The organism is Rhodococcus chondri, from assembly GCF_036327435.1.
GTDB classification, from domain to species: Bacteria; Actinomycetota; Actinomycetes; order Mycobacteriales; family Mycobacteriaceae; genus Rhodococcus; species Rhodococcus chondri.
Genome location: NZ_JAUZMZ010000053.1, coordinates 1 through 13,621, shown reverse-complemented (window position 1 = coordinate 13,621; position 13,621 = coordinate 1). Strand labels below are relative to the sequence as shown.

Sequence of the window (13,621 nt, the reverse complement as noted above, 5' to 3'; positions counted from 1 at the left end):
CATGCCGGTGACCGATCCGATCCAGCGAACACAGTCCTCGTCCCGTAGCCGATGGCCGTGGCGGATCGCCACGGCCGGCGCGGCCGCCGTCGTACTGGCCGTGACCACCGTGGCCTGCAGCACCGAAGACGAACCGTTGCCATCGATCGGTTACGCGATCGACAACACGGTGACCAGCTACAACGCCAACACGGTCGACGGTGCGGCGTCGGGTGCACCGCAGGCGCTCGGCCGGGTGCTTCCGGGGTTCGGCTACGTCGGTCCCTCGGGCCGCGTGGTTGCCGACACGGACATCGGCACCGCCACCGCGATGCCGGGCGAGCAGCTGACGGTGCAGTACCGCTTGTCGCCGAATTCGGTGTACTCCGACGGCGTACCCATGTCGTGCGACGATCTGGTGCTCACCTGGGCGGCCGCGAGCGGCAAATTCACTGCGCCCGACGAATCGGGTGCGCAGCTCAACGTGTTCGACTCCGCCCGTCGAGGTGGTTACGCCGACATCGAGCGCATCGATTGCCAAGCCGGTTCCAAGGACGCCACCGTGGTGTTCCGGCAGGGCCGCGGCGACACCGACTGGAAGTCGCTGTTCGGTGCCACCGAACTGCTACCCGCGCATGTCGCCGCGCGCGTGGCCGGGGTACCCGATCTGGTCGGAGCCGTCAACGGCGGAGATCTCGATGCGGTGCGCCGGATCGCCGACTTCTGGAACACCGGCTGGACCTTGACCCCCGGCGATCTCGACCTGACGCTGTTCCCGTCCGCGGGGCCGTACCGTGTCGAGTCGTACACGGCCGACGAGGGTCTCGTGCTCGTCGCGAACGAGCGCTGGTGGGGTAACCGTCCGGCGACCGATCGGATCGTAGTGTGGCCACGGGGAACCGACGCCGCAGCCGCAGCGGAGGACGGCCGGATTCAGGTCGTGGACTCGGGCGAAGGTGCGCTGCGGCAAGCTCTGAACCTCGGCGAGGCCGTCGACTCGCGCACGGTGGTGTCCCGCAATCTCGAACAGCTCGTCCTTGCTACGAGCGGTGTGTTCGAGGCTGCGGAAGCCCGCCGTGCCTTCGCGCTGTGCGTGCCTCGCATGCAGCTGTTCGACGAACTGGGCGCCGCCGGCGACGAGGACGGCGTGTCGGGTCCGGTCGCATCGCGGCTGCTGGCGCCCGACTCGCCGCTGTATCCGGGTGTGGTCGGCACGGCCTCTCGATACGCAAAGGCGGATGTCGAGGCCGCACGCGGTGAACGTGAAGCCTCGAATCAGGATCGGATGGAGGTGCGCATCGGCTATCTCGGTCCCGACGAACGGCGGTCCCGGACCGTGGAACTGATTGCGCAGTCCTGTCGGGACGCCGGCATCGAGGTCGTCGACGCCGGGTCGGAGACATTCGTGCCGTCCCAGCTGTCCGCCGGCGACGTCGACGCGGTTCTCGCGGGCACCGCTGCGGTCGCGGGCGCCGGGGGATCCGCCGATATGCAGCGTGCTCGTGAGGCGCTGAACTCCGCTGCGGGCAGCAACATCGGCGGCTACACCAACGGCAGGATCGACGAGATTCTCGATGCGCTGCTCATCACCGGCGACAGCGCGACGATCGCCGGGTTGGCGGCCGAGGGCGAAGCAATTCTGTGGTCCGACATGCCGACGGTGCCGTTGTTTGCGCAGCCCCGCACGGTCGGATTTGCGCCGGGAATGCGCGCGGCGGTCGTCAATCCCACCACCGCAGGTGCGGGCTGGAATATGGACCGTTGGATACTGGGCGGGTGAACGCACATCGAATCGTCGACGATGCCCTCCTCCGACGCGCCGCAGCCGCGGTCTCCGCGAAGACCCGGTGGGTCGACGACTTTCCTTCCGCCGGCGTTCGTTTCGCCGACCTGACGCCGGTCTTCGCGGACGGTCCGACGTTCGCGGCGGTGGTCGCGGCTTTGGCGGCGGCGGCACCGGACGCCGAACTCGTAGCGGGCGTCGATGCCCGCGGATTCCTGCTCGGCGGGGGACTGGCCCGGAATCTGGGCGTCGGTGTGCTCGCGGTGCGCAAGGCCGGCAAGTTGCCTCCGCCGGTGCAGACCGTCGAGTACGCGCTCGAGTACGGAACCGCTGCCATCGAGATTCCCGCCGACTCGGAGACGTTGCGAGGACGTCGCGTACTCGTTGTCGACGATGTGCTGGCCACCGGCGGCACCCTGGCTGCGACCGTGCAATTGCTCGAGCAGGCCGGTGCGGAGGTGGTGGCGGTAGCCGTGGTCACCGAGATCGAGGCTCTGGGTGGACGAGCCCGGCTGGAAAAGCACCCGCTGACGGCGATCGTGCAGATCTGAGGACTAGAGTTGGCCCAGGCGCCGGTTGTTCCGGTCCAGGTGATGTGGCGCGACACAACTGTCCGCGTGCACAGCGGCGGCGGGAGGTGTGGGCATGACCCAGAATGTTGATCGGTCCCAGAGCTCCGGTCCGGCCCCGACGCCGGCATCGTCCTCGGCATCGAGGCGGGTACGGGCTCGCTTGGCGCGCCGGATCACCGGTCAGCGCGGCACGACCCTCAAGCCGGTTCTCGAGCCACTCGTCACCATCCACCGGGAGCTGTATCCGAAAGCGGATCTGTCGCAGTTGCAGCGCGCGTACGACGTTGCCGAGGAACGGCACGCGTCGCAGAAACGCAAGTCCGGCGATCCGTATATCACCCATCCGCTCGCGGTCGCGACCATCCTGGCCGAGCTCGGCATGGACACGACCACGCTGGTCGCGGCGTTGCTGCACGACACGGTCGAGGACACCGGGTACAGCCTCGAGCAGCTGACCGCCGAATTCGGCGACGAAGTCGCTCACCTCGTCGACGGGGTCACCAAACTCGACAAGGTGGTGCTCGGCACGGCTGCCGAGGCCGAGACGATCCGCAAGATGATCATTGCGATGGCGCGCGACCCGCGGGTGCTGGTGATCAAGGTCGCCGATCGCCTGCACAACATGCGGACCATGCGGTTCCTGCCGCCGGAGAAGCAGGCCCGCAAGGCCCGCGAAACCCTCGAGGTCATCGCGCCGCTCGCGCACCGGCTCGGCATGGCCACGGTCAAATGGGAACTCGAGGATCTGTCGTTCGCGATCCTGCATCCCAAGAAGTACGAGGAGATCGTGCGGCTGGTCGCCACGCGTGCCCCGTCCCGCGACACCTACCTCGCCAAGGTCCGTGCCGAGATCAACCAGACGCTCGCCGCGTCGCGTATCGACGCGACCGTCGAGGGCCGCCCGAAGCATTATTGGTCGATCTATCAGAAGATGATCGTCAAGGGACGCGACTTCGACGACATCCACGACCTTGTCGGTGTACGCATCCTGTGCAACGAGATCCGCGACTGCTACGCCGCGGTCGGCGTGGTGCACTCGCTGTGGCAGCCGATGGCGGGCCGGTTCAAGGACTACATCGCGCAGCCGCGCTACGGCGTGTACCAGTCGCTGCACACCACGGTCATCGGCCCGGAAGGAAAGCCGCTCGAGGTTCAGATCCGGACGCGCGACATGCACCGGACTGCCGAGTTCGGTATCGCCGCGCACTGGCGCTACAAGGAGACCAAGGGCCGGCATTCCGGGGACGTCGGAGAACTCGACGACATGGCGTGGATGCGACAGCTGCTCGACTGGCAGCGCGAAGCCGCCGACCCGGGAGAATTCCTCGAGTCACTGCGTTACGACCTCGCGGTCAAGGAAATTTTCGTCTTCACCCCGAAGGGTGATGTGATCACGCTGCCGTCGGGTTCGACACCCGTCGACTTCGCGTACGCCGTGCACACCGAGGTCGGTCATCGCTGCATCGGCTCCCGGGTCAACGGCCGGCTGGTCGCCCTCGAGCGGAAGCTCGAGAATGGCGAGGTCGTCGAGGTGTTCACCTCGAAGGACCCGAATGCGGGTCCGAGCCGGGACTGGCAGGCCTTCGTCGTGTCGCCGCGCGCGAAGGCGAAGATCCGGCAGTGGTTCGCGAAAGAACGCCGCGAGGAAGCCCTCGAAGCCGGTAAGGACGGCATCGCCAAGGAGGTCAGGCGCGTCGGTCTGCCGTTGCAGCGGCTGATGAACGCCGACCTGATGGTCGCGGTCGCCAAGGAATTGCACTACGCGGATGTCTCGGCGCTGTACACCGCGGTCGGCGAACACCATGTCTCGGCGCACCATGTGGTGCAGCGGCTCGTGGCGATGCTCGGGGGCGTCGGTGGCGTCGAAGAAGAACTCGCCGAACGCTCGACCCCGTCGACGATCCCGACCCGTTCCCGCCAGAGCGGCGACTCGGGCATCCTCGTGCCGGGCGCACCGGGCACGGTATCCAAGCTCGCCAAGTGCTGCACTCCGGTGCCGGGCGACGAGATCATGGGGTTCGTGACGCGCACCGGGTCGGTCAGCGTACACCGCACCGATTGCACCAACGCCGGTTCGCTGAAGGAGCAGTCCGAGCGCATCATCGAGGTCGAATGGGCCCCGTCGGCGTCGTCGGTGTTTCTGGTCGCGATCCAGATCGAAGCACTCGATCGGCACCGTCTGCTGTCGGACGTGACGAAGGCGCTCGCCGACGAGAGGGTCAACATCCTGTCAGCGTCGGTGACCACCACCGGTGATCGGGTTGCAGTGAGCCGCTTCACGTTCGAGATGGGCGATCCGAAGCATCTCGGGCACGTGCTCAACGTGGTGCGCAACGTGGAAGGTGTGTACGACGTCTACCGTGTGACATCCGCGGCGTAGCCGCGAACGTTGCCGGTGGTTGTTATCGCACTGCCGTGATCACCAGCGGTGTGTTCGGAACACCACCGCCGAGCGGGCTGCTGCCGTCGTCGCCGGTCGCGGCGGCGGCGTCGAGGGCCGGTAGTGCGGAGTCGGCGATGCGACCGAACACCGTGTAATCGGGGCGCAGCGCCGAATCTCCGAGAAGAAGGAAGAACTGGCTGCCGTTGTTGTTGTCGTGGCCGGTCATCGCGACGGTACCGCGCGGGTAGACGACCACGAGCCCGCGGTAGCTTTCCTGCATGTCCGCGGCGAACGCCGGAACGGGGTATTCGGAGGCGAAAGTGTACCCCGGCCCACCGGTGCCGGTCCCGGTCGGGTCGCCACACTGGTACAGCTGCGTGCCGGGCGCCATCAACAGGCGGTGGCACGAGGTGTCGTCGTAGAAGCCGCTCGCCGCAAGGTTCTCGAAGTTGTTGACGGCACACGGGGCCAGCGCCCGGTCGAGGACCAGCGGTATCGGACCGACCGAGGTCTGCAGGGTGACGTCGACGGTTCCGGAGGCGGACGTCGACGACGACGGTGTGCCGCCCGGCGGTGTTGCGGTGCCCACGGGGGTGTAGGTGCACCGGATGGTTCCTGCTGTCGGCGCCGGCGGTGGTGGCAGGGCCGGGTAGTGCGACAGGGAAGCAGGTCCGTCGGCGCGGGCGGTCGGGCCGGGGGACGTGGTCGATACCGTTGTCGTGGTCGAGGCGTCGTCGGTGGCGCAGCCGGCGACGACGAGGGACGCCGCGAGTGCGAGACAGATCGAGATGGCGGCGCGGGTCCGGGATGCGTCGGCCGACGTACGGTGGGTCACAACCTGAGGAGCGTAGCCGATCGGGTCACCATTGGACAGAGCTCGCCCCTACCGGTGACCTGCACTTTGTTCCGGGCGGGGACGGACGACTCCGCCCGCCACCGGACTCGGAGGCGGGCGGAGTGGCTTGTCGGAGCGGATCAGGACGCGACGGTGACCGATTCGATCTGTACGGGGGTGTTGGGTGCTCCACCACCGGCCGCCATCGACCCGTCGTCGCCGCCCGCTGCCACCTCTTCGATCACGGCCAGTCCGGCCTCGTCGACCGTGCCGAACACCGTGTACGTGGGAGGCAGCTGCGAATCGGCGTAGACGAGGAAGAACTGACTGCCGTTGCTGCCGGGCTGCCCCGTGTTCGCCATCGCGATCGTGCCCCGTGGGTATACGACCGGCTGCCGCAGCTGCGAGTCGCCCGTCTTGTAGACGTTCTCCGGGTACTCGGTGTCGAAACCGTAACCGGGTCCACCCGTGCCGGTGCCGGTGGGATCGCCACACTGCAACACCTGCAGACCGGGGGAGGTCACCAGCCGATGGCACGGCGTGCCGTCGAAGTAGCCCTGCTCGGCCAGGGAGACGAAGCTGTTCACCGTGCACGGTGCCGCGGCTCGATCCAGCAGCAACCCGATCGGGCCCGCGCTGGTGGTCATCGTCGCCTCGGCGATACCTGCTGCCGGCACGTCCGTCGCGGCCGGGGGCGTCACCTCGCGCGCCGAGTCGCCGTCCGGGGTGTACGTGCAGGAAACCGGGTCGCCGTCGGACGGGCGTTCCGGCAACATGCCGGTGTACTCGGGGGACTGCCCGCTGCCGGCGGCGCTCGTCCCGGTCGGCGACGTCGAGTCCTCCGCCGAGTCGGTCGAGCAGCCGGTCAGCAACAGCGCGAGTCCCGCGGCGGCGGCGAGGGTGGTGCGGAAAGTGCGGGTCATCAGTCCATCCTCACACTCGTCAGCGACGTTTCCAGTGCCGGGGCGCCGTCGCCGGCACCGCCGGCAACACCCGCCGCGGCGATCTTGTCGAGGGTTTCCAAGCCCGTCTCGTCGATGGTGCCGAACACCGTGTACTGCGGCGGGAGCACCGAATCGCCGTAAACCAGGAAGAACTGGCTACCGTTCGTGTCCGGACCGGCGTTGGCCATCGCGAGGGTGCCACGCGGATAGGTCGCCGGTTCCTGCGCGGCGGGGTCTTCGGGCGCGTACTGGTCCGTGGGGAACTCGTTGGCGAACTGGTAGCCGGGACCGCCCGAACCGCTGCCCGTCGGGTCGCCGCACTGCAGTACCTGCAGCATCGGCGATGTGGTGAGCCGGTGGCAGGTGGTGTCGTCGAAGTATCCCTGCGAGGCCAGGCTCAGGAAGCTGTTCACCGTGCAGGGGGCGTCGTCGTTGTGCAGGACGAGGCCCACGTTGCCCTGGGTGGTCTCCATGCTGACGCTGATGTCGGTGTTGGCTTCACCGGTGGTAAGGATGCCGTCGGTACGCGGCGGCTCCACCGGTTTGGCGGGCTCACGGCCGTCGGCGGGGTACGAGCAGGTCACCGATTCGGGGAGGGGCTCGGATCGGCCGGCGGGAATGGCCGGGTACTCGGGCGTTTCGGACTCGGATGTTTCCGCGCCGGACGCCTCGGATGCGGTGTCGTCGTTGCCGCTGTTCACCGCCCACAGTGCAACTCCGGCCCCCACCACCACGATCACCCCGAGAGCAGACAGGGCGATCGTCGTCCGGCGGCGCTTACGTTCGCGTTCCGCTCGGCGTTCGAGCTGCCGCTCGAGTTTGCGTTTCGCGGCATTGCGCCGCTGTGCGTTGCTCGGCACTGCAGTTGTCCTCCCGTGAACGGTGGGTTGTGAGTGAGCCCGGCTGCGACTGAGCTCAGGTTCAGGCCGGATCGAGTTTGCCACTCCAACCTGAGAGCGAACGGACGGGGCGCTGCGCCTAGTCTGTAGGAGACCTCCGATGCCCCCGGAGACTGCCCACACCGTAGGAGCGATGCCCGTGCTCGTGACCGGATTCCCCGCCGGGATGTTCCAGACCAACTGTTACATCCTCGCGCAGGACAACGCGAAGGAGTGCGTCGTCGTCGATCCAGGACAGGATGCCACCGAACCGCTGGTGGAATTCCTGACCGGATCCGATCTCACTCCTCGTGCCGTGCTCCTCACCCACGGGCACCTCGATCACATGTGGTCCGCGCAGGCCGTCGCCGATCGTTTCGAGATCCCCACGTACATCCATCCCGGGGACCGGCACATGCTCGCCGATCCGGGAGTGGGGCTGGGATCGAGCCTGGCACCGTTCCTCGAGGGCCACACCTTCACCGAGCCGCACGACGTCGTCGAGCTGGCAGACGGTGACGAGATCGAGTACGCCGGTATCGAGTTCATCGTCGACCACACACCCGGTCACACCCCCGGTTCGGTGGTGCTGCGCACCCGCGCGACCCTGAGCGACGGCGCCGAAGTGCAGGTGGCCCTGACCGGCGACACCCTGTTCCAGGGCTCGGTGGGACGCACCGATCTTCCCGGCGGCAGCCACGAGCAGTTGCTCTCGTCGATCGCCGAGAAGCTGCTCGTGCTCGACGACGGCACCAATATCCTTCCCGGCCACGGCGGAGCCAGCACCATCGGGCAGGAACGGGCATCGAACCCGTTCCTGGTAGGCCTGACCGGCTCGCGCTGACCGGCGCGAACGCCCATCTACACGACCCCGTTCGACGAAAGAAAGCAGCGACAGTGAGTAAGCCCTCCTCGTTTTCGGCACCGAAGGGTGTGCCCGACTACGTTCCCCCGCAGTCCGCGGAGTTCGTGGCGGTTCGCGACGGGTTGACCCGCGCCGCGCGGCTGGCCGGGTACGGGCACATCGAACTGCCGATCTTCGAGGACACAGGCCTGTTCGCGCGCGGCGTCGGCGAGTCCACCGACGTCGTCACGAAGGAGATGTACACGTTTGCCGATCGCGGTGGCCGGTCGGTGACGCTGCGGCCCGAGGGCACTGCCGGCGTGATGCGGGCGGTCATCGAGCACGGCCTCGACCGGGGACAGCTTCCGGTCAAGTTGTCGTACTCGGGTCCGTTCTTCCGCTACGAGCGGCCGCAGGCCGGTCGTTACCGGCAGTTGCAGCAGGTCGGTGTCGAGGCCATCGGTATCGACGACCCCGCCCTCGATGCGGAGGTCATCGCCATCGCCGACGCGGGTTTCCGGAGCCTCGGGCTCGACGGGTTCCGTCTCGAGATCACCTCACTGGGGGACGAGACGTGCCGTCCGCAGTATCGGGAGCGGTTGCAGCAGTTCTTGTTCGGACTGTCGCTCGACGAGGAGACCCGTCGTCGCGCGGAGATCAATCCGTTGCGCGTGCTCGACGACAAACGTCCCGCGATCCGGGAGATGACTGCCGATGCACCGCTGATGCTCGATCACCTGTCCGATACCGCCAAGGCGCATTTCGACGAGGTGCTCGGTCATCTCGATGCGCTCGGTGTGCCGTACGTGATCAATCCGCGGATGGTGCGGGGACTGGACTACTACACGAAGACCACGTTCGAGTTCGTGCACGACGGACTCGGCGCGCAGTCCGGAATCGGTGGTGGCGGTCGCTACGACGGGCTGATGGAGCAACTCGGCGGGCAACCGTTGTCCGGGATCGGTTTCGGTCTCGGCGTGGACCGCACCATCCTGGCGCTCGCCGCCGAAGGAAAATCCGCGACGACCCCGGCCCGGTGCGAGGTGTACGGGGTGCCGATGGGAGACGCCGCGAAAGCGGCGCTCATGCCGATCGCGCACCGACTGCGCGCTGCGGGTGTCCGCGTCGACCTCGCGTACGGCGGCCGCGGTCTCAAGGGCGCGATGAAGGCCGCCGACAAATCGGGAGCCGTTGTCGCGCTGGTGCTCGGCGAGCGGGAACTCGACGCCGGTGAGATCGTCGTCAAGGACCTGCGCAACGGTGAACAGCATGCCGTGTCGCTCGCCGACGTCGTCTCGCACGTGGGTGAGGTCGTTGCCGGCGCCTGACGGACGGAGTGGTCCGCCACCCGTGTCGCTCGACCTGATTCCGACCCAGTTGCTTCTGCCCCGCGTCCTCAGGATCGCGCTGATCGCGATCGCCGTGGGCGTCGTTGTCGGGGTACTGGTGTGGCTGGTGGCGCCGCTGTGGGCGGCAGTGTTCGTGGGTGCGCTCATTGCGGTGCCGCCCGCGCTCGGTGCGTTCGCGGCGAGTCGGCGGCATCTGCGGCTCGACGGCACGGTGCTCACCGCTGGTGGGTTGCTGCGCGATCGCACGGTAGAGCTGAAGCATCTGGCGGGTGTCGAGGTGCTCGTCCGGGTTGCCCGGGTGTCGCAGGTCGTTTTGAGGGTCAACGACGGCGATCACAGCCTCGTGTCGGTGCCGCTGGCGCTGTACGCGAACGGCGGTGGGCGCGAGCTCGAGATCCTGGCGCTGCGCAAGCTCGCCGATGCGTTCGCCGCGAGCGAGTTGGCCTCCGCTGCCGCGGTCTCGTCGGTGCTTGTCGAGCAGTTGCGCGCCGAAGCCCGTGGGGCCGAGCTCGGTGAGCGGCCGCTCTACCGGGCGATCGTGCTGGCACGGGACGCCGGCCGTGTTCCGCAGACCACTCTCACCGACCACGAGGTTGCAGCGCTCGTCGACTGAATTCGGTGCGAACGTGAATTCAGTGCCAACGTGAATTCAGTGCCAACGTGAATTCAGTGCAAACGCGAGCGCGGTGTCGCTACGTGCCGTGTGCCAGCGCGACGAAGGTACGCATTCCGTATTCGAGGGCCCGCTCGTCGAGGGTGAATTCGGGCTGGTGCAGGTCGCACCGTTCGCCGACTCCGTCCCAGACTCCGAGTCTGGCCATCGCTCCGGGTACCTTCTCCAGATACCACGCGAAATCTTCACCTCCGCTGGACTGTTGAGCTTCGGCAAGATTGCCGAGCCCTACCACCGATTCGATCGCGGCAATCAGGTCGGCGGTGCAGTCGGGGGCGTTGACCACCGGGGGAACGCCCTGCACGAAAACGAGCTCGTGTCCGACGTCGTACGGCGCCAGCAGATGTGCGATCGCGCGCCGCACGACAGGCTCGACCGTCGCCCACGTCTGGTGCGATGCGCTGCGCAGCGTGCCGACGAGTTCACCCGACTCCGGGATCGCGTTTCCCACCTGCCCGGCGACCAGCTTTCCCCAGGTCAGCACTGTCGCGGTCCGGGCGTCGAGACACCGATCCAGCACCGATGCCAGGCCGGTGACGAGAACCGCGGCGGCGTGGATCAGATCGCCGGTCAGATACGGACGTGCCGAATGGCCGCCCTCCGATCTCAACAGCACCGTAACCGAAGCGTTCGACGAGGTGATCGGACCCGCCCGCGTGGCCAGCTTGCCCACTTCCAATTGCGGAGCGCAGTGCAGCGCAAAGATCTTGGACACCCCTTCGAGCGCGCCCGCGGCGACGACATCGAGCGCGCCCCCGGGTGTGGTTTCCTCCCCGGGTTGGAAGATCAGTCTCACCCTACGTGGGGGAGGAGCGGCTGCGAGGACGGCAGCCGCGCCCATGAGCATCGCGGTGTGGGCGTCGTGTCCGCACGCATGCGCGACACCATCGACAGTCGACGAGTAGGGCAATCCGGTGGCCTCGGTGAGAGGCAACGCATCCAGATCGGCGCGCAGGGCGATGGCCGTGCCGATGGACGGACCGACGTCGCACCACAATCCGGTACCGCGCGGCAGGAGCACGGGTGCCAGCCCCAGCGCACGCAGATGGTCCGCGACGACCCGGGTGGTGCGGTATTCGGCGAAGGACAACTCCGGGTGCGCGTGCAGATCGCGCCGCCACGCCGTGAGTTGCTCGAGATCGATTGTCACGACATCTCCTGCGGCACGGCGAGGTGAACGGTGAGCCAGTCGACCATCGCTGTGGCCAGCCGGGCTCGGTTCTCCCGGGTGACGATCTCGTGGCCTTCGTCGTCGAACAGCAGGAAATCGGCAATGCCACCGCGTGCACGTACCGCCTCGACGATCTGCCGCGACTCGCTGACGGGCACGTTCGTGTCGTGAGCGCCGTGCACGACGAGCAGTGGTGCGGTGAGATCGTCGATCCGGTGGATCGGCGAGAGCTCCTGTAGCAGCTCCCGATCCGCCTCGGGGTGGCCGTATTTCGGGTAGGCGGCGGCAGCGATCCACGGCTCGGTGTGGGCATAGAAACTTTCGAGATCACTCATCCCGCAGATCGCAATTCCCGTCGCGAACAGAGGAGCGTGAAAGGTCAGCGCTGCCAACGTGAGATAGCCGCCGTACGAGCGTCCCGCGCACGCGACACCGCCGGGAGCGGCCAATTCACGTTCGACAAGCATGTGGACGCAGTCGGCGACATCATCGATGGCCGCGAACCGTCCGTACCGGTCGTCGGCGTGTGAGAACCGGCGACCGAAACCACCGGACCCCCGCACGTTCGGTGCGAACACCGAGATACCTGCGGCCGTCAGAGCGGGGAAGTAGTCGCTGAAACCCGGACGTTCCTGCGCTTCCGGCCCGCCGTGAAGATACAGCAGCACCGGACCGGGACGACCGCCGGCACCGCGATACCACCAGCCCGACAGGGGTAATCCGTCCCGCGCGATGAATTCGAGGGCCATCGGCATGTTCGCGGGTTCGACCCGGGTGCGAGCGTGCTCGACCGGATTCCAGTCACCCGACCGGGGATTGACCAACTCCACCGACGGTGGCATCCCCGGACCTTCGACGGTGACGGCGAGCACCGAACCGTTGGCACTCAGGCTCGGTTGAGACGCAACCGGTCCCGGCAACGGCAACGGTGGATCCGTCGTGCCGTCCGACAGGTTGAGGATCTGCAACTCACTGGAGCCCTTGCAGTTCCACAACAACGCGACGATGGTGTGGTCTTCACTGACCGCGAACTCGTCCAGCTCGGCATCGGTGCGTTCGGCCAGCAACCGATACGACACCCCTTCGTCCGACACGGCCACACCGAGCAACCGCGCGAAGTCGGTGCCGTGATCGCTGCGCACGACCGCGCGAACGAACTGTGCGGGCTCACCCTCGGTCGACGTCCACGGCGAGCCGGGTTGCAGCGCGCTGTGGTGCTGCCCGTGATCGTCGAGGATCACGCCCGCATCGGTGGTCGATCCGACGTCGGCCGGCAGCAGGGGGATATAAGAGCCGTCCGCTCGTAGGAACAGCAACTCGCGGTGTCCGCGCGGGCCGACCCGCAGCAGCGCCGATCCGTCCCACGAATCGACGAGATGCCCACCGACCCGCCGATCGAGAACTGCCGCGGTCCCGGACTCGGGATCGATCACGCGGGCTTCGGACACGCCGTTCTCGTCGCTCGCGGTGACCGCGACACGACTCCCGTCCCAGCCGACGAGTTCGGTCGAGGAGTCGTCGGCCCGGTCGAGCCGGCGCGCGCCGGCGCCTCCCTTGCCGCACGGCACCGCCCACACCTGGGTGCGGGTGCCCGCGTCCGGCGCAACCTGGCACGCGAGCCATTTGCCGTCCTCCGAGTGCTGCACCCGCGTGACCGGCCCGACGACGGGAAGATTCACCCCGCAGGGCGGACCGGCGGTGCGGCCGAGAAGTGCCCGTTCGACCACGTGGGGATAGCCGCCGTCGTCGACGAGGTACGCAACCGAGTGGGCGTCGGGTGACACGGAGGCACCGGAGGTGAATCGCAGGTTCGCCGTGTCGTCGGGGAGCGGTGTCATGTGATCTCCTGTCGTGTGGTCGACGGGGGAGCAGTCGACGGGCGCGCGGCAGCGATGCCGTCCATCGTCTGCAACCACAATTCGAGCAGGGCGACCTGCCACAGGGCATTCGAACCCAGCGTGGTGCGGTTGCCGTTGGGGTCTGCGAGGAGCCCGGCCACCGCGGCGGGATCGAACGGGCTCCGCTGCCGCGCGGTGTGCCCGGTCAGCGCCTCGTGCACCATGTCGAGCAGTTCACCGTCGAGATGACGAATTCCCGGCACCGGGAAATAGCCCTTCGGCCGGTCGATGATCTCCGCGGGACGCAACGCCCGGCTCGCTTCCTTGAGGACGCCCTTGCCGCCGGAGGCCAGCTTCAATTCGGCGGGGCAG

The 13,621-nt window shown here is 67.7% G+C and carries 12 protein-coding genes; 6 read left to right on the top strand and 6 right to left on the bottom strand.

Annotated elements, in window-relative coordinates:
- The first annotated feature begins 1 nt into the window (after position 1).
- The 3 genes from Q8814_RS11460 (at position 2) to Q8814_RS11450 (ending at position 4,714) form a co-directional block, all read left to right on the top strand.
- Positions 2 to 1,759 (top strand): ABC transporter substrate-binding protein, encoded by a 1,758-nt coding sequence (locus Q8814_RS11460; protein ID WP_330152140.1) that lies wholly within the window; start codon positions 2 to 4, stop codon positions 1,757 to 1,759.
- On the top strand, positions 1,756 to 2,313 hold the full coding sequence (locus Q8814_RS11455; protein WP_330152139.1) for an adenine phosphoribosyltransferase: 558 nt from the start codon (positions 1,756 to 1,758) through the stop codon (positions 2,311 to 2,313). Before Q8814_RS11460 ends, Q8814_RS11455 begins: the two co-directional genes overlap by 4 nt.
- A 94-nt stretch (positions 2,314 to 2,407) precedes the next feature.
- Positions 2,408 to 4,714, top strand: a complete 2,307-nt coding sequence (locus Q8814_RS11450) for a RelA/SpoT family protein (RefSeq protein ID WP_330152138.1) — start codon at positions 2,408 to 2,410, stop codon at positions 4,712 to 4,714.
- 22 nt (positions 4,715 to 4,736) lie between these two features.
- Here the strand turns inward: Q8814_RS11450 and Q8814_RS11445 are convergent, their stop codons facing one another.
- The 3 genes from Q8814_RS11445 to Q8814_RS11435 all read right to left on the bottom strand — a co-directional run bounded on the left by Q8814_RS11445 (position 4,737) and on the right by Q8814_RS11435 (position 7,356).
- The gene (locus tag Q8814_RS11445; RefSeq protein WP_330152137.1) at positions 4,737 to 5,552 is read right to left on the bottom strand and encodes a peptidylprolyl isomerase; all 816 of its coding nucleotides are present in this window, start codon (positions 5,550 to 5,552) and stop codon (positions 4,737 to 4,739) included.
- Positions 5,553 to 5,692: 140 nt separating this feature from the next.
- Positions 5,693 to 6,475: a peptidylprolyl isomerase gene (locus Q8814_RS11440; protein ID WP_330152136.1), complete on the bottom strand. Its 783-nt coding sequence runs from the start codon at positions 6,473 to 6,475 to the stop codon at positions 5,693 to 5,695.
- Complete coding sequence (locus Q8814_RS11435) at positions 6,475 to 7,356, bottom strand: peptidylprolyl isomerase (protein ID WP_330152135.1); 882 nt, start codon at positions 7,354 to 7,356, stop codon at positions 6,475 to 6,477. Before Q8814_RS11435 ends, Q8814_RS11440 begins: the two co-directional genes overlap by 1 nt.
- A 178-nt stretch (positions 7,357 to 7,534) precedes the next feature.
- On the opposite strand from Q8814_RS11435, the gene Q8814_RS11430 reads away from it, so the two are divergent.
- The 3 genes from Q8814_RS11430 to Q8814_RS11420 are packed head-to-tail and all read left to right on the top strand — an operon-like array spanning position 7,535 to position 10,180.
- On the top strand, positions 7,535 to 8,218 hold the full coding sequence (locus Q8814_RS11430) for an MBL fold metallo-hydrolase (protein ID WP_330152153.1): 684 nt from the start codon (positions 7,535 to 7,537) through the stop codon (positions 8,216 to 8,218).
- A gap of 53 nt (positions 8,219 to 8,271) precedes the next feature.
- Positions 8,272 to 9,546 (top strand): histidine--tRNA ligase, encoded by a 1,275-nt coding sequence (gene hisS, locus Q8814_RS11425; protein ID WP_330152134.1) that lies wholly within the window; start codon positions 8,272 to 8,274, stop codon positions 9,544 to 9,546.
- Positions 9,533 to 10,180, top strand: coding sequence for a hypothetical protein (locus Q8814_RS11420; RefSeq protein ID WP_330152133.1), 648 nt, complete (start codon positions 9,533 to 9,535; stop codon positions 10,178 to 10,180). The genes hisS and Q8814_RS11420 overlap by 14 nt, the downstream gene beginning before the upstream one ends.
- Positions 10,181 to 10,259: 79 nt before the next feature.
- Here Q8814_RS11420 and Q8814_RS11415 read toward each other — a convergent pair whose 3' ends face one another.
- The 3 genes from Q8814_RS11415 to Q8814_RS11405 all read right to left on the bottom strand — a co-directional run.
- Positions 10,260 to 11,390, bottom strand: coding sequence for an amidohydrolase (locus Q8814_RS11415; RefSeq protein WP_330152132.1), 1,131 nt, complete (start codon positions 11,388 to 11,390; stop codon positions 10,260 to 10,262).
- Positions 11,387 to 13,249 (bottom strand): alpha/beta hydrolase family protein, encoded by a 1,863-nt coding sequence (locus Q8814_RS11410; RefSeq protein ID WP_330152131.1) that lies wholly within the window; start codon positions 13,247 to 13,249, stop codon positions 11,387 to 11,389. Before Q8814_RS11410 ends, Q8814_RS11415 begins: the two co-directional genes overlap by 4 nt.
- Positions 13,246 to 13,621, bottom strand: a 376-nt coding sequence (locus Q8814_RS11405; protein ID WP_330152130.1) for an asparagine synthase-related protein, incomplete at its 5' end; no start/stop codon positions are given. The genes Q8814_RS11410 and Q8814_RS11405, both read right to left, overlap by 4 nt.

What these genes read in the sequence shown, in the direction of transcription:
- Q8814_RS11460 (WP_330152140.1), top strand. Translation starts at nt 2, where the DNA reads ATGCCGGTGACCGATCCGATCCAGCGAACACAGTCCTCGTCCCGTAGC.
- Q8814_RS11450 (WP_330152138.1), top strand. Translation starts at nt 2,408, where the DNA reads ATGACCCAGAATGTTGATCGGTCCCAGAGCTCCGGTCCGGCCCCGACG.
- Q8814_RS11440 (WP_330152136.1), bottom strand. Translation starts at nt 6,475, where the DNA reads ATGACCCGCACTTTCCGCACCACCCTCGCCGCCGCCGCGGGACTCGCG.
- Q8814_RS11410 (WP_330152131.1), bottom strand. Translation starts at nt 13,249, where the DNA reads ATGACACCGCTCCCCGACGACACGGCGAACCTGCGATTCACCTCCGGT.